Annotated in this window: 22 protein-coding genes; 13 read left to right on the top strand and 9 right to left on the bottom strand. The window is 56.7% G+C overall.

The features are described from left to right. Position 1: 1 nt before the first annotated feature. The 5 genes from ACR0DU_RS17270 to mdh form a co-directional block, all read right to left on the bottom strand. Positions 2-2959: a 2-oxoglutarate dehydrogenase E1 component gene (locus tag ACR0DU_RS17270; protein ID WP_480876186.1), complete on the bottom strand. Its 2958-nt coding sequence runs from the start codon at positions 2957-2959 to the stop codon at positions 2-4. Further along, positions 2956-3495 carry a DUF805 domain-containing protein gene (locus ACR0DU_RS17275; protein ID WP_480876187.1) on the bottom strand — a complete coding sequence of 180 codons (540 nt, stop codon included), beginning with the start codon at positions 3493-3495 and terminating at the stop codon, positions 2956-2958. The genes ACR0DU_RS17270 and ACR0DU_RS17275 overlap by 4 nt, the downstream gene beginning before the upstream one ends. A 34-nt stretch (positions 3496-3529) precedes the next feature. Then, the gene (sucD, locus tag ACR0DU_RS17280) at positions 3530-4411 is read right to left on the bottom strand and encodes a succinate--CoA ligase subunit alpha (protein ID WP_170522246.1); all 882 of its coding nucleotides are present in this window, start codon (positions 4409-4411) and stop codon (positions 3530-3532) included. An 83-nt stretch (positions 4412-4494) separates the two neighbouring features. After that, positions 4495-5688, bottom strand: a complete 1194-nt coding sequence (gene sucC, locus ACR0DU_RS17285) for an ADP-forming succinate--CoA ligase subunit beta (RefSeq protein WP_120981256.1) — start codon at positions 5686-5688, stop codon at positions 4495-4497. A 307-nt stretch (positions 5689-5995) separates the two neighbouring features. Further along, positions 5996-6958 carry a malate dehydrogenase gene (mdh, locus tag ACR0DU_RS17290; protein ID WP_010442827.1) on the bottom strand — a complete coding sequence of 321 codons (963 nt, stop codon included), beginning with the start codon at positions 6956-6958 and terminating at the stop codon, positions 5996-5998. Positions 6959-7118: 160 nt separating this feature from the next. Here mdh and ACR0DU_RS17295 point away from each other — a divergent pair, with 160 nt between their 5' ends. Continuing rightward, positions 7119-7874 (top strand): sulfite exporter TauE/SafE family protein, encoded by a 756-nt coding sequence (locus tag ACR0DU_RS17295; RefSeq protein WP_480876189.1) that lies wholly within the window; start codon positions 7119-7121, stop codon positions 7872-7874. Here ACR0DU_RS17295 and ACR0DU_RS17300 read toward each other — a convergent pair. After that, the gene (locus ACR0DU_RS17300) at positions 7871-8170 is read right to left on the bottom strand and encodes a hypothetical protein (protein ID WP_480876191.1); all 300 of its coding nucleotides are present in this window, start codon (positions 8168-8170) and stop codon (positions 7871-7873) included. The two genes, ACR0DU_RS17295 and ACR0DU_RS17300, sit on opposite strands and share 4 nt — an antisense overlap. A 177-nt stretch (positions 8171-8347) precedes the next feature. Here ACR0DU_RS17300 and ACR0DU_RS17305 point away from each other — a divergent pair, with 177 nt between their 5' ends. The 11 genes from ACR0DU_RS17305 (at position 8348) to ACR0DU_RS17355 (ending at position 16779) form a co-directional block, all read left to right on the top strand. After that, a complete protein-coding gene (locus tag ACR0DU_RS17305) occupies positions 8348-9205 on the top strand; it encodes an HpcH/HpaI aldolase/citrate lyase family protein (protein ID WP_170781233.1) in 858 nt (285 codons plus the stop codon). Between the two features lie 7 nt (positions 9206-9212). Beyond that, positions 9213-9767: an NnrU family protein gene (locus tag ACR0DU_RS17310; RefSeq protein ID WP_170781232.1), complete on the top strand. Its 555-nt coding sequence runs from the start codon at positions 9213-9215 to the stop codon at positions 9765-9767. Between the two features lie 12 nt (positions 9768-9779). Further along, positions 9780-9986 carry a DUF1737 domain-containing protein gene (locus tag ACR0DU_RS17315; protein WP_480876193.1) on the top strand — a complete coding sequence of 69 codons (207 nt, stop codon included), beginning with the start codon at positions 9780-9782 and terminating at the stop codon, positions 9984-9986. Next, positions 9986-11014, top strand: coding sequence for a MaoC family dehydratase (locus ACR0DU_RS17320; RefSeq protein ID WP_480876195.1), 1029 nt, complete (start codon positions 9986-9988; stop codon positions 11012-11014). Before ACR0DU_RS17315 ends, ACR0DU_RS17320 begins: the two co-directional genes overlap by 1 nt. 66 nt (positions 11015-11080) lie before the next feature. Further along, positions 11081-11755, top strand: coding sequence for a DUF1194 domain-containing protein (locus ACR0DU_RS17325; protein WP_170781229.1), 675 nt, complete (start codon positions 11081-11083; stop codon positions 11753-11755). 204 nt (positions 11756-11959) lie between these two features. Next, positions 11960-12343, top strand: coding sequence for a succinate dehydrogenase, cytochrome b556 subunit (gene sdhC, locus ACR0DU_RS17330; RefSeq protein WP_480876197.1), 384 nt, complete (start codon positions 11960-11962; stop codon positions 12341-12343). 12 nt (positions 12344-12355) lie between these two features. Continuing rightward, on the top strand, positions 12356-12739 hold the full coding sequence (locus ACR0DU_RS17335) for a succinate dehydrogenase, hydrophobic membrane anchor protein (RefSeq protein WP_170474256.1): 384 nt from the start codon (positions 12356-12358) through the stop codon (positions 12737-12739). Positions 12740-12751: 12 nt separating this feature from the next. After that, positions 12752-14560 (top strand): succinate dehydrogenase flavoprotein subunit, encoded by a 1809-nt coding sequence (gene sdhA, locus ACR0DU_RS17340; RefSeq protein ID WP_480876199.1) that lies wholly within the window; start codon positions 12752-12754, stop codon positions 14558-14560. Between the two features lie 12 nt (positions 14561-14572). Then, positions 14573-15352 (top strand): succinate dehydrogenase iron-sulfur subunit, encoded by a 780-nt coding sequence (locus ACR0DU_RS17345; RefSeq protein WP_480876201.1) that lies wholly within the window; start codon positions 14573-14575, stop codon positions 15350-15352. A 136-nt stretch (positions 15353-15488) separates the two neighbouring features. Beyond that, positions 15489-15629: a hypothetical protein gene (locus tag ACR0DU_RS17350; RefSeq protein WP_170474265.1), complete on the top strand. Its 141-nt coding sequence runs from the start codon at positions 15489-15491 to the stop codon at positions 15627-15629. A gap of 286 nt (positions 15630-15915) precedes the next feature. Next, on the top strand, positions 15916-16779 hold the full coding sequence (locus tag ACR0DU_RS17355; RefSeq protein WP_480876203.1) for an urea carboxylase-associated family protein: 864 nt from the start codon (positions 15916-15918) through the stop codon (positions 16777-16779). A gap of 13 nt (positions 16780-16792) precedes the next feature. Here the strand turns inward: ACR0DU_RS17355 and deoD are convergent, their stop codons facing one another. The 3 genes from deoD to ACR0DU_RS17370 all read right to left on the bottom strand — a co-directional run bounded on the left by deoD (position 16793) and on the right by ACR0DU_RS17370 (position 19918). Then, complete coding sequence (deoD, locus tag ACR0DU_RS17360; protein ID WP_480876205.1) at positions 16793-17503, bottom strand: purine-nucleoside phosphorylase; 711 nt, start codon at positions 17501-17503, stop codon at positions 16793-16795. 17 nt (positions 17504-17520) lie between these two features. Beyond that, positions 17521-17838 (bottom strand): H-NS histone family protein, encoded by a 318-nt coding sequence (locus ACR0DU_RS17365; protein WP_480876206.1) that lies wholly within the window; start codon positions 17836-17838, stop codon positions 17521-17523. A 112-nt stretch (positions 17839-17950) separates the two neighbouring features. After that, positions 17951-19918 (bottom strand): methylmalonyl-CoA mutase family protein, encoded by a 1968-nt coding sequence (locus tag ACR0DU_RS17370; protein WP_480716598.1) that lies wholly within the window; start codon positions 19916-19918, stop codon positions 17951-17953. A gap of 145 nt (positions 19919-20063) precedes the next feature. Between ACR0DU_RS17370 and ACR0DU_RS17375 the strand changes: the two genes are divergently transcribed. Next, complete coding sequence (locus ACR0DU_RS17375) at positions 20064-21446, top strand: 1-acyl-sn-glycerol-3-phosphate acyltransferase (RefSeq protein WP_480876208.1); 1383 nt, start codon at positions 20064-20066, stop codon at positions 21444-21446. Positions 21447-21473 lie beyond the last annotated feature (27 nt).

The raw sequence follows: 21473 nt of genomic DNA on the forward strand, positions 1-21473 counted from the left end.
TTTACTTTCCTTCAATGCTCAGCGCTTCGTTCACCAGCGCTTCTTGTTGGGCTTTGTGTTGGCTGGCCAGACCCGTTGCAGGCGAGGCCGAGGTTGCGCGACCGGCATAGACCGGACGGGTGTGTTTTGCGCCAATGCGGGTCAGAACCCATTCGATATTGGGTTCGATAAAGGTCCAGGCCCCCTGGTTCTTGGGCTCTTCCTGACACCAGACCATCTCGGCACCTTTGAAACGCTCAAGTTCGTTGATCAGCGAATGCGCAGGGAAGGGATAGTATTGCTCGATTCGCATCAGGTAGATGTCATCGATGCCGCGCGCATCGCGTTCTTCCAGCAAGTCAAAGTAAACCTTGCCCGAACACATCACCACACGCTTGATCTTGTCATCCGCCACCAGCTTGGTGTCAGAGTTGCCCTTCTGCGCATCATCCCACAGCACCCGGTGGAAGCTGGAGCCTGTGGTGAAGTCATCCGCCGTGCTGACCGCCAGTTTATGACGCAGCAGCGACTTTGGCGTCACCAGGATCAGAGGCTTGCGGAAAGTCCGGTGCAGCTGACGGCGCAGGATGTGGAAATAGTTCGCAGGTGTTGTACAGTTCGCCACGATCCAGTTGTCCTGACCGCACATCTGCAGGAACCTTTCCAGGCGCGCGGATGAGTGTTCCGGGCCTTGCCCTTCGAACCCGTGCGGCAGCAACGTGACCAGACCGGACATCCGCAGCCACTTGCTTTCACCCGAGCTGATGAACTGGTCGAACATGATCTGCGCGCCGTTGGCGAAATCACCGAACTGTGCTTCCCAAAGGACCAGAGCGTTAGGCTCGGCCAGAGAATATCCGTATTCGAATCCCAAGACCGCATATTCGCTGAGCATCGAGTCAATCACGTCATAATGAGATTGGCCCTTGCGGATGTTGTTCAGCGGGTAGTAGCGCTCTTCGGTTTCCTGATGGACAAATCCGGAATGGCGTTGGCTGAATGTACCTCGCGTCGCGTCCTGTCCGGCCAGTCGCACTGGGTAGCCCTCGGTTAGCAGCGAGCCAAACGCCAGAGCCTCGCCAGTTGCCCAGTCAAAGCCGGTCCCGTTTTCGAACATCTGTTTCTTGTGTTCCAGCAATCGTCCGACGGTTTTATGCATCGCAAAACCTTCGGGTGCTGTGGTCAGGGCGGTCCCGATCTCGGCCAGCGTTTCCGCTGAGATCGCGGTTTCGCCGCGCATGTATTCTTCTTTGTTCTTGTCCAGATGCGACCAGCGCCCATCCAGCCAATCGGCTTTGTTGGGCTTATAGTCCCTCCCGGCGTCGAACTCTTCGTTCAGATGGGCCTGAAAGGCGGCCTTCATATCCTCGATCTCGCCTTCGGGGATCAGGCCGTCTTTGACCAGACGTTCCGTGTACAGCGACAGCGTAGTCTTATGAGTCTTGATCTTCTTGTACATGATCGGGTTGGTGAACATGGGCTCATCGCCCTCGTTATGGCCGAACCGGCGATAGCAGAAGATATCCAGCACCACGTCCTTGTGGAACTTCTGACGGAATTCGGTTGCCACCTTGGCGGCATGCACCACCGCCTCGGGGTCGTCGCCGTTCACATGGAAGATCGGCGCTTCGACCATCAGCGCGATATCCGTTGGATAGGGGCTGGAGCGGCTGAAATGCGGCGCGGTGGTAAAGCCGATCTGGTTATTCACCACAATATGCATAGTGCCACCGGTCTTGTGCCCTTTCAGACCCGACAGGCCGAACCCTTCAGCCACCACACCTTGTCCGGCAAAGGCCGCATCGCCGTGCAGCAGAATGCCCATCACCTTGGTGCGGTCTTCGTCGTTCAGCTGATCCTGCTTGGCGCGAACCTTGCCCAGCACCACCGGGTTCACCGCCTCAAGGTGCGAGGGGTTGGCGGTCAGCGATAGGTGCACTGAGTTGCCGTCAAACTCCCGGTCACTGGATGCACCGAGGTGATACTTTACGTCACCCGATCCATCCACATCCTCAGGCTTGAAGCTGCCGCCCTGGAATTCGTTGAATATGGCGCGATAGGGCTTGCCCATCACATTGGCCAAAATGTTCAGACGCCCCCGGTGCGGCATCCCGATGACGATGTCCTGCAATCCCAGGGCACCGCCGCGCTTGATAATCTGTTCCATTGCAGGGATCAGGCTTTCGCCACCGTCTAAACCGAACCGCTTGGTGCCCATGTACTTGACATGCAGAAATTTCTCGAAGCCTTCGGCCTGGACCATCTTATTCAGGATCGCCTTGCGGCCCTCTTTGGTGAAGGCGATTTCCTTGCCGTACCCTTCGATCCTTTCCTTCAGCCAAGCGGCCTCTTCCGGGTTCGAGATGTGCATATATTGCAGCGCGAAGGTGCCACAGTAAGTCCGCTTCACGATCTCGACGATCTGGCGCATGCTGGCCATCTGCAGGCCCAGAACATTGTCGATAAAGATCGGGCGGTCCATATCCGCATCGGTGAAGCCGTAGGTCTTTGGATCCAGTTCAGGATGCGTGCTTGCGGCGCGCATCCCCAGCGGATCCAGATCCGCGGCCAAGTGGCCCCGGATGCGATAGGCCCGGATCAGCATCAGCGCCCGAAGGCTGTCCAGCACCGCGCGCTTGATCTGGTCGTCGCTGACCTCGACCCCTTTGGCCTCGGCCTTGTCTTTGATCTTCTTGCCCGCCGCCTTCGCGTCAATCTCGGCCCATTCACCAGTCAGCGCCCCGGTCAGATCATCCGCCGGCATCGGAGGCCAATCGCTGCGCGCCCAAGATGGCCCCTCGGCCTCGCGCTGCACATCTGGCGCATCGTCGCCCATGGCCTTGAAAAACTCGACCCAGGCCGCGTCGACCGCGCCGGGGTTCTTGGTGTACTGGGCGTAAAGCTGCTCCAGATATTCGGCATTATGCCCTTGCATGAAGCTTGAGGCATGAAAGGCTGAGTTGGGCGAGTGTTCGGTCATTGGGCTACCTCATATGGGTTGGGACCGTATTGGTTGGTGCCTGGTTCGCTGGGGCGGGACAGCCACCACAGAACCAGGAGGGGCGACACAAACAGGACAAGAAGTGTCGGAATGACGATAAGAAGAGTTGCGCGGGTGAACAGGATATCCAACGTGCCGCCATGGAATTGGCTGGCAAGGCCGATGCCAAAGATCAGAACAGCCAGCGCAGCGAGGATCAGCAAGATCGGCAACAAGGCATAAAGCCCGCTGCGCCCAGTATCATGCATCCGCCGCCACGCGACAGCCAGATGCGGGAGGAAGACAATCAGGCTGACGATGCTTTGGACCGGGCCTGTCGAAGTGGCAGTAACGGATTTGGACGTTTCGGTTTCGGTCACTGCGACCTGAGTGAAGAACTGCCAGTCGATGATCCCAGCAATAATGCTCCAGATCACGATGAACAGGAAAAAAAACCAGTATTCGGGCCGCGAGGCACGGCCCGAAAAGGTGAAAAACTTGGAGAAACAGGTTTTAATGGCTTCGCCGAAAGTCATGTTTACCGCGCCTCCCAAAGCAGTCAAATTCTGGTCAACCAATCGCTTCCAGTACAGCCTCACCCAGCTGCGCCGGGCTTTCGGCTACGACGATACCGGCCGAGCGCATGGCTTCGATCTTGTCCTCGGCACCGCCTTTGCCACCAGCGACAATCGCACCCGCGTGGCCCATGCGGCGGCCCGGAGGGGCCGTGCGGCCCGCGATGAAACCCGCCGTGGGCTTCTTGCGGCCCTTCTTGGCCTCATCCGCCAGGAACTGCGCGGCCTCTTCCTCGGCCGAGCCACCGATCTCACCAATCATGATGATCGACTCGGTTTCGTCATCGGCCAGGAACCATTCCAGCACGTCGATATGCTCGGTGCCCTTGATGGGGTCACCGCCGATGCCCACACAGGTGGACTGGCCCAGACCCACATCGGTGGTCTGTTTGACGGCCTCATAGGTCAGGGTGCCCGAGCGCGACACAACGCCAACCGAACCACGCTTGTGGATGTGGCCGGGCATGATGCCGATCTTGCAGGCGTCCGGCGTGATAACACCGGGGCAGTTCGGGCCGATCAGACGCGAGTTCGAGCCTTCCAGCGCACGTTTGACCTTCATCATGTCCAGAACCGGGATGCCTTCGGTGATGCAGACGATCACTTCCATCTCGGCATCAATCGCCTCAAGGATCGAGTCAGCCGCAAACGGCGGCGGCACATAGATCACCGAGGCGTTGGCTTCTGTCACATGCTTGGCCTCGTGGACCGAGTTAAACACCGGCAGACCCAGATGCTCCATCCCGCCTTTGCCGGGGGTCACGCCGCCGACCATCTTGGTGCCATAAGCAATGGCCTGTTCAGAGTGGAATGTGCCCTGCGAGCCGGTAAAGCCCTGACAGATCACTTTGGTATTTTCGTCGATAAGGACTGCCATCTGGCGTTCTCCTTTGTAGGGCGGGCTTCAGCCCGCCAAAATCTTGGGAAAGGTGGGCTGAAGCCCACCCTACGGGATGACACTCAGCCTTTAACCGCCTTCACGATCTTTTCGGCACCATCTTTCAGGTTGTCCGCCGCGATCACGTCCAGGCCAGAGGTGTTGATAATCTCTTTGCCTTTCTCGACATTGGTGCCTTCCAGACGCACGACCAGTGGAACCTGCAGGCCGACCTCTTTCACGGCGGCAACAACGCCCTCGGCGATGACGTCACAGCGCATGATGCCGCCGAAGATGTTGACCAGGATGCCTTTGACCTGCGGGTCCGAGGTGATGATCTTGAACGCCTCGGTCACTTTCTCTTTGGTGGCACCGCCGCCCACGTCGAGGAAGTTGGCGGGCTCGGCCCCATAGAGCTTGATGATATCCATCGTTGCCATCGCCAGACCGGCGCCATTGACCATGCACCCGATCTCACCATCCAGTGCGATGTAGTTCAGGTCGTATTTGGAGGCTTCCAGTTCCTTAGGGTCTTCCTCGGTGGTGTCGCGCAGCTCGGCAATGTCCGGGTGGCGATAAACCGCGTTGCCGTCAAAGCCGACCTTGGCGTCCAGCACTTTCAGATCGCCGCTGTCGGAGACGATCAGCGGGTTGATCTCCAGCATCTCCATGTCTTTCTCGACGAAGGCGGCGTAAAGCTGGCTCATCAGCTTGACGCATTGCTTGACCTGTGCGCCTTGCAGACCCAGCGAAAACGCGATGCGGCGACCGTGGTAAGGCTGATAGCCCGTCGCAGGGTCAACCGAGAAGGACAGGATTTTCTCGGGCGTGGCAGCGGCCACTTCTTCGATGTCCATACCGCCTTCGGTCGAGCAGACAAACGAGATGCGGCTAGTCTGGCGATCCACCAGCAGGGCCAGATACAGCTCGCGTTCGATGCCGGACCCGGCTTCGATATAGATGCGGTTGACCTGTTTGCCCGCGGGGCCGGTCTGATGTGTGACCAGTGTGCGGCCTAGCATCTTTTTGGCTTCTTCGGCGGCCTCTTCCACCGACTTGGTCAGACGGACACCGCCCTTTTCACCGGCGTCGGCTTCTTTGAAGCTGCCTTTACCGCGCCCACCTGCGTGGATTTGTGCTTTTACAACCCATAAAGGGCCATCCAGTTCACCGGCTGCGGTTTTGGCTTCCTCGGCGCGCAAAACCGCGCGACCGTCGGAGACCGGAGCGCCATAGCTGCGCAAAAGAGCTTTGGCCTGATATTCGTGAATGTTCATCGAAATTGTCCCGTCTGACTACGATTACCCTGTTATAGGCGTGTCTAAGCGCCAAAATTAAAGAGTTTTTTGACGTGTCACGGGAAATTGTCGAAGATTTTCAGTATTTGTGATCACAGGTTTTTGGGGTGTGATCACAAAGCTTGAGCAAAGCGTAAGCTTGATTCGATAATGCAGGCTCGCGCGAAGAAAACACATTCATAAACGTGACTTTCGGCGTTTGCGCCAACATCTCTGACTCATGATGTATGGCTTAAAAGAAAGCCGGCCCACCAAGGGCCGGTTTCAAATTCTTCACTGCTGACGATTAGGCCAGCGAGCTATCGATGCCTTTGCAAGCTTCGATCAGACCTTTCACAGCATTCACCGAGTTGTCGAAACCTGCCTGCTCTTCTTCGTTCAGCTTGATGTTGACGACCCGTTCAACGCCGCCGGCACCGATCACGGTAGGAACGCCGACATACATGCCTTCTACTCCAAGCTCGCCATCGCAATAAGCGGCGCAAGGCAGAACTCGTTTCTGGTCTTTCAGATAGGCCTCGGCCATTTCAATCGCCGAAGTGGCAGGCGCGTAGAAGGCCGAGCCGGTTTTCAGTAGACCGACGATTTCGGCACCGCCGTCGCGGGTGCGCTGAACGATGGCGTCCAGTTTTTCCTGCGTTGTCCAGCCCATTTCGACCAGATCGGGCAGCGGGATACCGGCAACGGTCGAATAACGCACAGACGGCACCATCGTGTCGCCATGGCCGCCCAGAACAAAGGCGGTGACGTCGCGCATCGAGACGTTGAATTCTTCCGACAGGAAATGCGCGAAACGGCCCGAGTCCAGAACGCCTGCCATGCCGCAGACCTTATTGTGCGGCAGGCCCGAGAATTCGCGCAGGGCCCAGACCATCGCGTCCAGCGGGTTGGTGATGCAGATGACGAATGCATCAGGCGCGTTGGCGGCGATGCCTTCGCCGACAGATTTCATGACCTTCAGGTTGATGCCCAGCAGGTCGTCGCGGCTCATGCCCGGTTTACGGGGAACACCAGCGGTCACGATGCAGACGTCGGCACCTGCGATGTCCTCATAGGACTGGGTGCCCTTCAGTTTGGCGTCAAAGCCTTCCGATGGGCCGGATTCGGCAATATCCAGCGCCTTGCCTTCCGGGGTGCCTTCGGCGATGTCGAACAGAACAACGTCACCGAGTTCCTTCATTGCTGCGAGGTGGGCGAGCGTGCCGCCGATCTGACCTGCGCCGATCAGCGCGATCTTGGGTCTGGCCATTTGGAATATCTCCGGTCGGTTTGAAATCGCGGTTTTGCTAGTCGCAAAAACGACTCTGCGCAAGCCTCCTGCGGCGCGGCATGCCACCGCATACCGTTTGCATGTCATATGCCGATTGCGCTAAACCGCCTGTGACTCATGCATATTTCCGGGGCGCCAGATGTTCGAGATGAACCTGATGTTTTTTGCCGTAGCGATCCCGGCGGTGATATTCGCGGGTATCTCGAAAGGTGGGTTCGGCTCGGGCGTGGCCTTTGCGTCCTCGTCGATTCTGGCGCTGATCCTGACGCCTGGGCAGGCGTTGGCGTTGATGCTTCCGATCCTCATGGTGATCGATGTCGCCACGTTAAAGCCCTACTGGAAACGCTGGAGCTGGCCGGATTCGCGTCTGCTGATTCTGGGTGCAGTGCCCGGCATTGCGTTGGGCGCGTGGCTCTATCGTATCACCGATGACGATCTGCTGCGTCTGCTGATTGGTGGGATATCGGTCGGCTTTGTGATCTGGCATGTTGCCCAGACAAGGGGCTGGGTACGCAGCTTTGCCAACCGCCTGCCGCCTTCGGCAGGATTGTTTGCCGGGCTGGTTGCCGGGTTCACCAGCTTTGTCAGCCATGCGGGTGGTCCGCCCGCCGCCGTATATCTGCTGTCCCAACGCCTGACAAAAACCGAATTCCAGGCCTCCACCGTGCTGGTTTTCTGGGTGATCAATGCCGTGAAATTCGTACCGTTCGCCTATCTGGGTCTATTCACATGGCACACGGCACTAGCCGATCTGCTGCTAACCCCGTTTGCGATCCTCGGGGCCTGGCTCGGCGTCCGGGCACATTTCATGCTGTCCGAACGCCTGTTCTTTGGCATCGCCTATGTCCTGCTAACATTGACTGGCAGTAAATTGATCTGGGACGCATTGGTCTAAGCGTTGGGCGGCAATGCCTCAGCTAGCACCTCAAAGGATTGGCCCGAGGCGATCAGGCAGGTCACTCCCTCGGGCAAGGTCACAACAATGGTCCAACTGCCGGTTCGATCCGAGGCAAAAACCTCCATCATCGCCCCTTGACGCGCAATCCCGATGCCGCGCCGGGTTTCGCCATAGGTCTTTGCCAAACGCTTGATCACATCCTCGCGCGGCGCGCAGTTCTGAGCGCTGACCTGTTGCGCAGCCAACACCATGATGCCCAACCCGATCGTCAAATTCAGCATTATCGTCTTCATCAGTCACCCCTTTCGATTCCTTCTTGAAAACAGCGTGCTGCAGGCTGAAAGAAATCGCGTTAAGGCAACGAGCGTTGCGTCACGATGCCAGAATGCTGCGCTGCGGCGATTTTGCCCTTGAACTTTCCGTCAAAAAATGCCCCATTCCGCGCAACATTGTTTCAATGGGAGAGTCCCGTGGACCCGCGCCAACGCCCTTATCGTTCCGTTCTCTATATCCCCGGCTCGCGTGATCGGGCGCTGGATAAAGCACGCACGCTGCCGGTGGATGCCATCATCTTTGATCTTGAAGACGCGGTTGCAGCGGATGAGAAAGAGAACGCGCGCGAGACGCTAAAGGCGGCTTTGGCCGCCGGAGGGTACGGCGCGCGGGTCAAGATCGTGCGGATCAACAGTTTGGATACCGAATGGGGTCGCGCCGATGCCGAAGCTGTGCGTGATATGGATGCTGATGCCGTTCTTCTACCCAAGGTAAACTCGGCCGCGGATGTGGATGCGCTGGCGGCGATCACCGGTGATCTGCCGATCTGGGCCATGATGGAAACCCCGCGCGGCATGTTGAACGCGGCCGAAATTGCCGCACATCCGCTGATGGCGGGCTTCGTCATGGGGACCAACGATCTGGCGAAAGAGCTGCAGACGCGTTTCCGCCCCGACCGGCTGCCGATGATGACCTCGCTGGGCCTGTGCCTGCTGGCCGCAAAGGCCGAAGGGCTGATCATCGTGGATGGCGTTTATAATGCGTTCAAGGACACCGACGGTCTGGCAGTCGAATGTGCCCAGGGCCGCGATATGGGCTTCGATGGCAAGACTCTGATCCACCCCGCGCAAGTCGAGATTGCAAATACTGCCTTTGCGCCTTCGGACACCGAGATCGAATTGGCCCGCCGCCAGATCGCAGCCTTTGAAGAGACCGAGGCACAAGGTCAGGGGGTCGCCGTTGTCGATGGCAAGATTGTCGAAAACCTACACGTTGTAACTGCCCGCGAAACTCTGGCAAAAGCAGAGGCGATAGTAGCTTTGCAAGCGGGGTAAGCCAGCGATGGGCTTTGTTCTTCTGATCCTTGGTGTGGCGCTGTGGTGGGCCGCACATCTGTTCAAACGCCTGATGCCAGAGCGTCGTGCCGCCATGGGCGACGCGGGCAAGGGCGTCGTGGCGCTGGCCTTGGTGGCCTCGATATTGTTGATGATCTTCGGCTATCGCATGACCGATTTCATCTATGTCTGGGCACCGCCGACCTTTCTGATCCACATTAACAACCTGCTGGTGTTGATTGCGTTCTACTTGATGAGCCCGGCAGGAGAGAAAGGCCGTCTGCTGAATAGAGTGCGCCACCCGATGCTGGGCGGCTTCAAGCTTTGGGCCTTTGCGCATTTGCTTGTAAATGGCGATCTGGCCTCAATCGTGCTGTTTGGTGGCCTGCTGGCCTGGGCGATCGTCGAAGTCATCGTGATCAACAAGTCCGAGCCTGACTGGACCCCGGGTGAACCCGGCACCTATGGCAAAGACGTGATGTTTTTTGTGGGATCCATCGTGCTGTTGGGCATTGTTGGCTATATTCACGGGCTGGTTGGCCCATCTCCGTTCGGTGGCTAAGGGACCAATTCAATGGCGAAACTTTATCGTTTGTTGACCGAGGAAGACACGTCAGCCTTCTGCCACAAGGTCTCGGACGCGCTGGCGAAAGGGTGGGAGCTGTATGGCGATCCCTCTTACGCCTTTGACGCAACCAACAACGTGATGCGCTGCGCGCAGGCCGTGACGAAAGAAGTCGACGCCGACTATTCCCCCGAAATGAAACTGGGACAGCAATAATGGCAAAAACAAATCCGGGTAATTTTTTCGAGGACTATTCTGTTGGTCAGGTGCTGGACCACGCCGTACCGCGCACCGTAACAGATGGCGAGCGCGCTTTGTATCATGCGCTTTATCCAGCCCGCCATGCGCTTTATTCCTCGGATGAGTTTGCCCGGAATTGCGGCCTGCCCCAAAGCCCGATTGATGATCTGGCGGCCTTTCATGTGGTGTTCGGCAAAACGGTTCCCGATATCTCGCTGAACGCCGTAGCCAATCTGGGATATGCCGAGGGTCGCTGGCTGCAGCCAGTCTATCCCGGCGATACCCTGCGCGCTGAATCCGAGGTGATCGGCCTTAAGCAGAACTCGAACGGAAAAACCGGGGTGGTCTGGGTTCGTACGCGCGGTTTGAACCAGCGCAATGAGGTGGTGATCGAATATGTGCGCTGGGTGATGGTGCGCAAATCGAACCTTGATGCACCCGCGCCTGAGACGGTGGTGCCCGACCTCAAGAAGGTGCTGGACGTCGGCGATCTGGTGGTGCCGCAGGGCCTCGATTTCTCGAAATACGATTTTGTACAATCCGGCGAAAGCCACCGCTGGGATGCGTACAACACGGGAGAAACGATAGATCATGTCGATGGCGTGACCGTCGAAGAGGCCGAGCACATGCTGGCTACGCGCCTGTGGCAGAACACGGCCAAAGTGCATTTCGATCTCACCTTCCGCCCCGAGGGCCGACTGATCTATGGCGGCCACGTGATCTCGATGGCGCGCGCATTGTCGTTCAACGGTTTGGCGAATGCGCAGATGATCGTCGGCCTGAACGGCGGTGCCCACGCCAACCCCTGTTTTGCGGGCAACACAATCAAGGTCTGGTCCGAGGTTCTGGACAAGGCCGAGACCGGAACACCGGGAATCGGTGCATTGCGGTTACGGCTTGTGGCGACCAAGGGTGGAGAGCCATTTGAGCTGCGCAATGAGGATGGGAAATACCTGCCCAATGTGCTGTTGGATCTGGATTACTGGGCCTTGATGCCCATGTAAGTCGGGCTGCCCGTTTGCTGACATTGAAGTGATCGCGGTCGGTGAAATCCGTGCTAGGCTCGGCGTATGACGATGTTACGCGCACTCATGGTCAGTTTGTTTCTGGCACCGCAAGCATTTGCCTGCGATCTTGCACTTGCTCTGGCCGTCGATGTGTCAGGCTCGGTGGATTCCGAGGAATATCGCATCCAGATGGACGGCCTTGCCGCAGGGCTGCGTGATCCCATCGTTTCCGAGGCGTTGGTGCGTGGGCAGGCCCGGCTTATGCTGGTTCAATGGACTGGTAGTTCGCGCCAAAGGATCACGATCCCATGGACCCGGATCGACAGCTTTGCCACTTTGGACGATTTTGCCGAACAGGTCGCTGCTGATCCGCGTGTCTGGCGTAATTTCTCTACAGCAATCGGTGAGGCGCTTGAGATGACCGTGACAAGCTTCGACGAGGTGCGCGATTGCAAAAGACATCTGATTGATCTTTCAGGTGACGGAATTTCGAATGAAGGTATCGAACCTTCGACGATCCACGCCAAATTGCGTGAGAGTGGAATCACAGTGAACGCGATTGCTATAGAAGAAAGCGAACCGGACCTGACAGCCTATTTCTTCGAGAATGTTATCGTGGGTGAGGGGGCCTTTGTCGTCTCTGCCGCGGGCTTTGCTGACTACCCTGAGCGTATTCGCAAAAAGCTTTTGCGCGAGGTGACGCAGCAGACTGCAGGGCTGTCTCAAACTCAGCCATAGATTCGTGATCACATTGCTTTTCCGTTTAAAACGCTAACATTGGTGGCATCGAATGTATTTTGTGATCACGAGATTATTTTGTGTGATCACAAATACTGCTTATAAGCGATTTTGCGTCAAATTTACTGGATTTTGCACCTGCAGCGCGTGACAGAGTCGTAAAAAACAGTAAAACGTTCGGTAGCCAACCGAAAAGGAGCCAACATGGCCGATGTAAATCGGGGCAAACGCCCGCTCTCTCCGCATTTGACGATCTATCGTCCGCAGATGACGTCCATTTCTTCGATTATGGTGCGCATCACGGGTCTAGCGTCCTTTGGTTTGGCTTTGTTGGTCGTCTGGTGGTTGCTGGCGGCAGCCACATCGGTAGGCGCCTATGACCTGATCAATGGTCTGATGACCAGTTTCCTGGGCGATCTGGTCATGTTCGGAGCAGCGTGGGCAATTTTCTATCACATGCTGGGCCGTTTGCGGCACGTCATCTGGGATCTCGGATATTGCGTGAATGTCGAAGTGTCCGAGAAGATGGGCATTGGCATGTTTGCTCTGGCGACGCTTCTTGCCTTGATCACAGCCGTGGCGCTTTAGAGGGAGGTTGGTATGCAGTTTCTAACAGACCGTAAACGCGCACAGGGCATGGGAGCCGGACGCGCAGGTACACATCATCATTGGCAGATGATGCTCAGCTCAGCGGCGCTGGTCATTCTTGTTCCGCTGTTTGTATTCACCTTCGGGCGCGCGTTGGGTGGCACCTACGAAGAAGCTCTGGCGTATTACAGCCGACCGTTCCCGGCGATTGTCATGGGTCTGACACTTGTCGTCGTCGTCCCGCATCTGTTGCGTGAAGCGCAGGAAGCGATTGAGGACTATGTGCATGGCGTTGCCGAAAAGCTGGCGCTGATGGCCGCGCGGGCTTTTGCATACACATTGATTGCTGCGGGTCTTTTTGCGCTCGCGCGTCTGGCCCTCGGATATGCGCAGTAAGGAACAAGAACGATGACAGCAGCATATGAATACGAAACCCACGAATATGACGTGGTTGTTGTTGGTGCCGGTGGTGCGGGTCTGCGGGCCACATTGGGTATGGCGGAACAGGGTTTGCGTACGGCCTGTGTGACCAAGGTTTTCCCGACCCGTTCGCATACGGTGGCGGCACAGGGCGGTATCGCCGCGTCCTTGTCTAACATGGGGCCGGACCATTGGCAGTGGCATATGTATGACACGGTCAAAGGCTCAGATTGGCTGGGCGATACGGATGCGATGGAATATCTCGCGCGCGAGGCTCCAAAGGCCGTCTATGAGCTGGAACATTATGGTGTGCCATTCAGCCGGACCGAAGAAGGCAAGATCTATCAGCGCCCATTTGGTGGCCACACCACCGAATTTGGCGAAGGCCCGGCCGTGCAGCGGACCTGTGCCGCCGCCGACCGGACGGGCCATGCGATCCTGCATACGCTCTATGGTCAGTCGCTAAAGAACAATGCCGAGTTCTACATCGAGTATTTCGCAATCGACTTGATCATGTCCGAAGACGGGCAATGTCAGGGCGTCGTCTGCTGGAAGCTGGACGATGGTACGATGCACGTCTTTAACGCCAAGATGGTGGTGCTGGCAACCGGTGGCTATGGCCGGGCCTATTTCAGCGCGACGTCGGCCCATACCTGCACCGGTGACGGTGGCGGTATGGTTGCCCGCGCCGGACTGGCGCTGCAGGATATGGAGTTCGTGCAGTTCCACCCGACCGGCATCTATGGCTCGGGCTGCCTGATCACCGAAGGCGCGCGGGGTGAGGGCGGTTACCTGACCAACTCGGAAGGTGAGCGGTTCATGGAGCGCTATGCGCCTCAGTACAAGGATCTCGCACCCCGCGATTATGTCTCGCGCTCGATGACCATGGAAATCCGTGAGGGTCGTGGCCATGGCGAGAATGGCGATCACATCCACCTGAACCTCAGCCACCTGCCCGCCGAAGCTCTGGCCGAACGCCTGCCGGGCATCTCGGAATCCGCGCGCGTATTTGCGGGTGTCGACGTCACCAAAGAGCCGATCCCGGTTCTGCCGACCGTGCATTACAACATGGGTGGTATCCCGACGAACTACTGGGGTGAGGTTCTGAATCCGACAGCCGACAACCCGACCGGTGTGGTTCCGGGGCTGATGGCAGTGGGTGAAGCAGGCTGTGCCTCGGTCCACGGGGCGAACCGCCTGGGGTCTAACTCGCTGATCGACCTCGTGGTCTTTGGCCGTGCAGCCGCGATCCGTGCCGGTAAGGTCGTGGATGCAGACGCACCGAACCCGGTGCTGAACCAGGCATCGGTCGACAAGGCGTTCGATCGGTTCGACGCAATGCGTAACGCGAGCGGGTCGATCCCGACAGCGGACCTGCGGCTAGAGATGCAGAAGACCATGCAAGAGGATGCGGCAGTCTTCCGGACCTCAAAGACCATGGCCGAAGGTGTCGAGAAGATGACCGCAATTGCGGCCAAGATGGATGACCTGAAAGTTTCGGACCGTAGCCTCGTGTGGAACAGTGACCTGATGGAAACTCTGGAATTGACGAACCTGATGCCAAGCGCGCTGGCAACCATCGTCGGCGCCGAAGCGCGCAAGGAATCCCGCGGCGCCCACGCGCACGAGGATTTCACCGAGCGTGATGACGATAACTGGCGCGTTCATACCGTCAGCCGCGTTGACGGCAACAAAGTCGATCTCAGCTATCGCCCGGTCATCGTCGACCCGCTGACCACCGAAGATCAAGGCGGCATCAGCCTCAAGAAAATCGCGCCCAAGGCGCGGACGTTCTAAGGAGAGGAACCCATGGTACAACTGACCCTCCCCAAGAATTCCCGGATCACCACCGGTAAAACCTGGCCCAAGCCCGAAGGCGCGACCAATGTGCGCAAGTTTCAGATCTATCGCTGGAACCCGGATGATGGCCAGAACCCGCGCGTCGATACCTATTTCGTAGATATGGATACTTGCGGCCCGATGGTTCTGGACGCGCTGATCAAGATCAAAAACGAGATCGACCCGACCCTGACTTTCCGCCGGTCCTGCCGTGAGGGCATCTGTGGCTCCTGCGCGATGAACATCGACGGGATCAACACGCTGGCCTGCATCTATGGCATGGATGAGATCAAGGGCGACGTGAAAATCTATCCACTGCCGCATATGCCGGTAGTCAAGGATCTGATCCCGGATCTGACGCATTTCTATGCACAGCACGCCTCGATCATGCCGTGGCTGGAAACCAAGACCAACCGTCCGGCAAAAGAGTGGAAGCAATCCATCGAAGATCGCAAAAAGCTGGATGGCCTATACGAATGCGTGATGTGCGCCAGCTGCTCGACCTCGTGCCCCAGTTACTGGTGGAACGGTGACCGCTATCTTGGCCCTGCAGCGCTGCTGCACGCCTACCGTTGGATCATAGACAGCCGGGATGAGGCAACGGGCGAGCGTTTGGACGAGTTGGAAGATCCGTTCAAACTGTATCGCTGCCACACCATCATGAACTGTGCCAAGACCTGCCCCAAGGGTCTGAATCCGGCCAAGGCGATTGCTGAAATCAAGAAGATGATGATCGATCGCGCGGTCTGATCGCGCAACATACCAAAGCACTTGCCGGTTTGCGGCAAGTGCATGACGCCTCTGCAAAACTATGCGATGCGTTTGCCGCGTAGCGGATTTAAGTTTTGCATAGGGAGGAGTGATGAATCGAATAGAGGTCACTCCAATGAACAAACAAACCCAAAAATGCGATGCAGCCGAAGCACTCAGGTTATTGGAGCAGGCTTGGGCCTATTATTCGCCCGAACCGGTCGTTCCGAACAAAAACGAAACTCCCGAACTGTTTGAGTACGCAAACGCGGCCTGACCGTCTTACACGGGCTTGAAAACTTTGGTGTAATCGGCAAAGCAGAGATATGCCTATTCTCCTGCTTCTGCTTGCCGCTGGTGTGTTCGCCTATTTCCTTTGGCGGTCCCGCACGTCTTCACTGTCGCGAGACTGCAGATGGCGGGAGCACCGAAGCGAGAGTAATTGGCGTTGTGCCTTTTGCGGCGCGGTTTCGCAATCTGATGCCGAACCGAAGAAATGTCTAAAAGGGCAATGATAGAAGTTTGGGGTTTCCCGCCTGAACGAACTGAGCCAGTCTCGGCCCATGACAGAATCCCAGACCACTCCCCGACCTCCCGCTGATGCAGATGCCCGCCGCGCGATTGCGCCAGTGATTTGCTACCCAAACGAAGGGCTGCCCCAACCTAATCTTGAGCTTTATCAAAATGCCCGCGCAGGTGCTCAGAAAACAGGTGAGGTTTTGGTTCTACCGCGCGACGCATGTTGCTTTGAGGTGCCTGCCGGACATTTTTTTCGGATCACGTCTGTCGAGGGGTCTCAGGTTGGTGATCTCAACATGTGGAGCCTCACTGATTTGTCGGAACGGTTTTACTCTGGCAAGACGCGCGCGCTGCACGGTACACACCTCACAACGGGTGAGCGAATGTGGTCGAGCTTTCCACATATGCGGCCCATGGCGACCATCATTGCCGATACGCTGGGCTGGTATGGAATCGATGAATTTGGCGGATCGGTCCATGATGTGATCGGGACGCGTTGCGACCCCTACACCGGCAATCTTCTATCCGGAACGCAGTACCATCACTGTTGTCATTCAAACCTTACACGCGCGTTGGCGGATCATTTAGGCATCTCGTTGGTCGAAGCTGAGCCCGCCGTACATGATGTATTGAATGTGTTCATGTGCACCGGGTTCACGCGGGACACGGGTCAATACTTCATGAAGGCGTCACCCGTGCGACCTGGTGACTATCTTGAGTTTTTTGCCGAGATCGACTTGCTTGGAAATCTCAGCGCGTGCCCCGGAGGTGATTGCTCGTCGGAGCACTCATCGGATACGGCGGCGTGTTATCCCTTGTTGGTGGAGACATTCGCCCCGACCGCGGGTGCCCTGCAAGGATGGAGCAGCCCTGCGCGCAACGGATATGATGGCACGCATGGGCGTTAAGCTCTGGTGTTGTTCAACTGTCTGGAAACGCTGCTTGAAGCGCAATCTCAACCATCTCGCCAAAGTTGCTCTCCCGATCCGAGGAGGGCAGGGCTTCGCCGGTCAGCAAGTGGTCTGAAACTGTGAGCACCGCCAACGCCCGGCATTTGTGACGTGAAGCGAGGATATAAAGCTCAGCCGCTTCCATCTCGACCCCTAAAATGCCGTGGCGAACCATTTGTTCGTTCAGGTCTGGACGCTCATCGTAGAAAACATCTGACGAATAGATGCCGCCCACATGGGTCGGTGTACTTTTGGATTGCGCCGCTTGCGCCGCGGCCTGCAGCAATCCCCAATCGGCGCAAGGGGCGAAGTTCATCTCTTTCATGATGCCGCGCGACGGCGTGCTGAGCGTGGTCGAGGTCATAGCCAGAATGACATCACGCACATTCACGCTTTCCTGCATGCCACCACAAGAACCGATCCGGATCAGTGTTTTTGCACCATAGTCGCGGATTAGTTCGTTCACATAGATTGACAGGGAAGGCATCCCCATGCCGCTGCCTTGAATCGTAACACGGTTTCCTTTCCAGGTGCCGGTAAATCCCAGCATGCCGCGTACTTCGTTGACCAGTTTAACATCATCCAGAAATGTCTCAGCCGCCCATTTCGCGCGATAGGGATCGCCGGGTAGAAGTACGGTTTCGGCAATTTCGCCTATTTTGGCTCCAATATGAATTGTCATTTTGGCATCTCCTCAACTCAGATCTCGAGGTCAGAAATATCGATGCCTGCATTCAGGGCGTCGTGAACCCATTGCGGTTTACGACCGCGCCCTGTCCAGGTTTGTATTGGGTCGTTAGGGTTTTGGTACTTTGGCTTGGCCTGAGAGCCTTTCGCCGGCTTTGAACCATCGCCCGACAATTCAGACAGCGAGAAGCCAAACTCGGCTGCAGCCTCTTGGGCCGCCTTCAACGCCGCTTTTCGCTCTCGCGTTTCAGCGCCCTTGAGTGCCTTTTCGACCTGATCGCGCAATTTGAGCAATTCTTTGCGCGACATTTTCTCTAGATCGATTGCCATTTATCTCTCCAACCCGGTTGTTCCGCTGCAGAACGCAATGGGAATTCAATTCATCCGAATATCTCTATTCCATCCCATTGGGAATTAGAATTGGAAATTCATTTTTTTATTTCTACTCAGCCGCGATTTCCTTGGGGTCAACCAAGGTTACAATATCACCCATGATCAAATTTAATTCGAAGTTCTTTGGGGTATAGATTTTAGCCACGCCCATGGAACGCAATTGCTCTGCATCTTCATCGGGAATAATGCCGCCTACGATGACAGGTATGTCGCTCAGACCCGCTTCGGTCAGACGCGTCATCACATCCTTCACCAGCGGCAGGTGGCTGCCCGAAAGAATGGACAGACCAATCACATGTGCATTTGTCTCTTGGACCGCTGACACGATTTCCTCTGGCGTAAGGCGAATACCTTCATAACTGATATCCATTCCACAATCGCGTGCGCGGAAAGCAATCTGTTCAGCTCCGTTCGAGTGGCCGTCCAAACCGGGCTTGCCGACAAGGAACTTCAAGCGGCGTCCAAGACGGTCGCTGACTGCATCAACGGCGGCGCGCAAATCCTCCAACCCTTCGGTTTTGTTCGAAACCGAACCGGAAACACCTGTCGGCCCACGATAGGTGCCGTATGCTTTGCGCATCTCTTCGGCCCATTCACCGGTTGTAACCCCGGCCTTGGCCGCGGCGATTGAAGGTTCCATCACATTAGCACCTGATTGCGCCGCTTCGCGTAAGGCCTGCAGCGCGGCGCTAACCGCAGCGTTATCCCGCACTGTACGCCAGTCATTGAGCCGCCCGATTTGTTCCTGTTCAACCGCCGGGTCGACAACCATGATGCCGCCATCTTCAGTTTGCAGGGGTGAGGCTTCACCCTCGGTCCATTTATTGACCCCAACAACAACGGTCTCGTTGCGTTCAATCCGGTTCAGGCGTTCGGCGTTGGATTCGACCAGGCGGGATTTCATGTATTCGATCGACGCAACAGCGCCACCCATCGACTCGAGGTTGGCCAATTCGGCCCGCGCACCATTCTTGAGTTCTTCGACTTTGGCATCGACTACCGGGTTGCCGTCAAACAGATCGCCATATTCCAGCAGGTCGGTTTCATAGGCGAGAATCTGTTGCATCCGCATCGACCATTGCTGATCCCAAGGACGCGGCAGACCCAGCGCTTCATTCCAAGCGGGCAATTGAACCGCACGGGCGCGGGCGCGTTTTGACAGGGTGACCGCCAGCATTTCGATCAGAATGCGATAGACGTTGTTTTCCGGCTGCTGTTCAGTCAACCCCAGCGAGTTCACCTGAACGCCGTAGCGAAAGCGGCGGAACTTGGGGTCTTCGACACCATAGCGTCGCTGCAGAATCTCATCCCAAAGATCCACAAATGCGCGCATTTTGCACATTTCGGTGACAAACCGGATGCCCGCATTCACAAAAAACGAAATCCGTCCGCAGAGTGCGGGGAAGTCTTCTGCTGGAACGCGCGGGCGCAGTTCGTCCAGAACCGCGATGGCGGTGGCCAGCGCATAGGCCAGCTCTTGCTCGGGCGTCGCGCCTGCCTCTTGCAGGTGGTACGAGCACACGTTCATCGGGTTCCATTTGGGCACGTTTTCGTAGCAATACTCGGCCACGTCCGCGATCATCTTCAGGGATGGCTTGGGCGGGCATACATAGGTGCCGCGGCTCAAATATTCCTTGATCAGATCATTCTGGACTGTGCCCTGCAGTTTAGAGACATCAGCACCCTGTTCCTCGGCCACCGCGATATAAAGCGCCAAAAGCCATGGGGCTGTGGCATTGATCGTCATCGAGGTGTTCATCTGTTCCAGCGGGATTTGATCGAACAGATTCCGCATATCCCCAAGATGGCAGATCGGCACACCGACCTTACCAACCTCTCCACGCGCCAACGTATGGTCGCTGTCATATCCGGTTTGGGTTGGCAGATCGAAAGCCACAGATAGTCCGGTCTGGCCCTTAGCCAGGTTTGCACGATAAAGCGCGTTTGACGCTTTGGCCGTCGAGTGACCGGCATAGGTACGGATGAGCCAGGGGCGGTCTTTCTGCAACTGCGTCATGGGTCGGGCCTCACGGATCAGTGGGTAACAAAATTACGTTCTATAGGCATAAATCGCAATTTTCAGTATATGTCAATTCGCTGCGTTGCGGCATCGCAAGTTTCTTCAGATTGTGGGTGTTTGCGATTGATGGCACTGTGCCCAAATGATGCAGACTGTGGAAATACCGATTTGGTTGTTTGTACTGATTGTGCTGTTTGCCACGGTCACCTTTGCCTCGCATTTCTTATTTCCTTCAGTGCGGTGGTTTTTCCGCCGCCGCCTTGAACGTGCTGTTGCGCGGCTGAACAAACGCCTGCAGCGTCCGATCCAGCCGTTCAAACTGGCCGGGCGCCACGATATGATTCAGAGGCTTATCTATGACCCTCAAGTCAGCAAGGCCGTACAGAAGCATGCCAAAGAGGAGGGTGTGCCCGATGCCGTCGCCTCGGAACAGGCCCAACGCTATGCACGAGAGATCGCCCCGTCTTTTTCAACAGTTGCGTATTTCAGCATAGCCATTCGATTTGCGCGAATGCTCAGCAACGCGTTCTACAAGGTCCAGTTGGGGTATGAGGACAAGTCGGCCCTAGACAATATCGATCCCGAAGCGACAGTCGTTTACGTCATGAACCACCGCAGCAATATGGACTATGTGCTTGTTACCTATCTGGCGGCGGATCATTCGACACTTTCCTACGCTGTGGGCGAATGGGCCCGTGTTTGGCCGCTGAGTCGTTTGATACGTGCAATGGGGGCCTACTTCATTCGACGTAAATCGGGCAGCGATTTGTATCGTCAGGTGCTGGCAAGCTATGTGCGTCACGCGACCGAAGCGGGTGTTACACAGGCCATGTTCCCAGAGGGCGGGTTGAGCCTGACAGGTAAACTGGGCCGCCCTAAGCTGGGTTTGCTCAAATACATCATTGATGGCGTGGATCCGAAGGGGCGGGATGTTGTATTCGTACCTGTCGCCCTGAATTACGATCGCGTTTTGGAAGATACAGTCCTGACGGCTGCGGCGCAGGACAGTGAACGCCGGTTTCGTGCACGTATTGGGGTCATCACGCGCTGGACACTAAAGCAAATCTGGCGGCGTCTTGTTGGGCGTTACAAAAAGTTTGGGATTGCATCAGTCCAATATGCAACGCCGATATCCTTAAAGGAATTTCGCGCTTCGCATGAACGGGATTTGACGACTGATTTGGCGCGCGAGCTCATGCGTAGAATCGGCGCTGCGATACCCTTTGTGCCGGTCCCTGCAGCGTGTCGGCTGCTGCAGGACGAAGGGCAGATGTCAGAAGAGGACCTGAAATCTCGATTGCTGGAAATGGGTGGTAAAGCCGTCGCCAACGGCGAAGGTGAGGCAATTGATGATGCGATCAACCAGTTAGTTGAGCGCCGGATATTGCGGCGAGAAAATGGAGTGCTGCGCCCTTCAGGCGAGCGGGCCGAGTTGCTTGCATATTATGCGGCTGCGTCCGAACCTGTTGATCGCGCAGGGCATGATGCAGTTGCAGAAAGTAATTCTGCGACTGCTGGGTCATAAAATTACAAAAATACATCAAAAACGGTT

The sequence above is a fragment of the Ruegeria sp. G2 genome (assembly GCF_056533505.1).

Coding starts and splice junctions, on each gene's coding strand:
- ACR0DU_RS17270 (WP_480876186.1), bottom strand. CDS start 2,959: ATGACCGAACACTCGCCCAACTCAGCCTTTCATGCCTCAAGCTTCATG.
- ACR0DU_RS17275 (WP_480876187.1), bottom strand. CDS start 3,495: ATGACTTTCGGCGAAGCCATTAAAACCTGTTTCTCCAAGTTTTTCACC.
- sucD (WP_170522246.1), bottom strand. CDS start 4,411: ATGGCAGTCCTTATCGACGAAAATACCAAAGTGATCTGTCAGGGCTTT.
- sucC (WP_120981256.1), bottom strand. CDS start 5,688: ATGAACATTCACGAATATCAGGCCAAAGCTCTTTTGCGCAGCTATGGC.
- mdh (WP_010442827.1), bottom strand. CDS start 6,958: ATGGCCAGACCCAAGATCGCGCTGATCGGCGCAGGTCAGATCGGCGGC.
- ACR0DU_RS17295 (WP_480876189.1), top strand. CDS start 7,119: ATGTTCGAGATGAACCTGATGTTTTTTGCCGTAGCGATCCCGGCGGTG.
- ACR0DU_RS17300 (WP_480876191.1), bottom strand. CDS start 8,170: ATGAAGACGATAATGCTGAATTTGACGATCGGGTTGGGCATCATGGTG.
- ACR0DU_RS17310 (WP_170781232.1), top strand. CDS start 9,213: ATGGGCTTTGTTCTTCTGATCCTTGGTGTGGCGCTGTGGTGGGCCGCA.
- ACR0DU_RS17315 (WP_480876193.1), top strand. CDS start 9,780: ATGGCGAAACTTTATCGTTTGTTGACCGAGGAAGACACGTCAGCCTTC.
- ACR0DU_RS17320 (WP_480876195.1), top strand. CDS start 9,986: ATGGCAAAAACAAATCCGGGTAATTTTTTCGAGGACTATTCTGTTGGT.
- ACR0DU_RS17325 (WP_170781229.1), top strand. CDS start 11,081: ATGACGATGTTACGCGCACTCATGGTCAGTTTGTTTCTGGCACCGCAA.
- sdhC (WP_480876197.1), top strand. CDS start 11,960: ATGGCCGATGTAAATCGGGGCAAACGCCCGCTCTCTCCGCATTTGACG.
- ACR0DU_RS17335 (WP_170474256.1), top strand. CDS start 12,356: ATGCAGTTTCTAACAGACCGTAAACGCGCACAGGGCATGGGAGCCGGA.
- sdhA (WP_480876199.1), top strand. CDS start 12,752: ATGACAGCAGCATATGAATACGAAACCCACGAATATGACGTGGTTGTT.
- ACR0DU_RS17345 (WP_480876201.1), top strand. CDS start 14,573: ATGGTACAACTGACCCTCCCCAAGAATTCCCGGATCACCACCGGTAAA.
- ACR0DU_RS17350 (WP_170474265.1), top strand. CDS start 15,489: ATGAACAAACAAACCCAAAAATGCGATGCAGCCGAAGCACTCAGGTTA.
- ACR0DU_RS17355 (WP_480876203.1), top strand. CDS start 15,916: ATGACAGAATCCCAGACCACTCCCCGACCTCCCGCTGATGCAGATGCC.
- deoD (WP_480876205.1), bottom strand. CDS start 17,503: ATGACAATTCATATTGGAGCCAAAATAGGCGAAATTGCCGAAACCGTA.
- ACR0DU_RS17365 (WP_480876206.1), bottom strand. CDS start 17,838: ATGGCAATCGATCTAGAGAAAATGTCGCGCAAAGAATTGCTCAAATTG.
- ACR0DU_RS17370 (WP_480716598.1), bottom strand. CDS start 19,918: ATGACGCAGTTGCAGAAAGACCGCCCCTGGCTCATCCGTACCTATGCC.
- ACR0DU_RS17375 (WP_480876208.1), top strand. CDS start 20,064: ATGATGCAGACTGTGGAAATACCGATTTGGTTGTTTGTACTGATTGTG.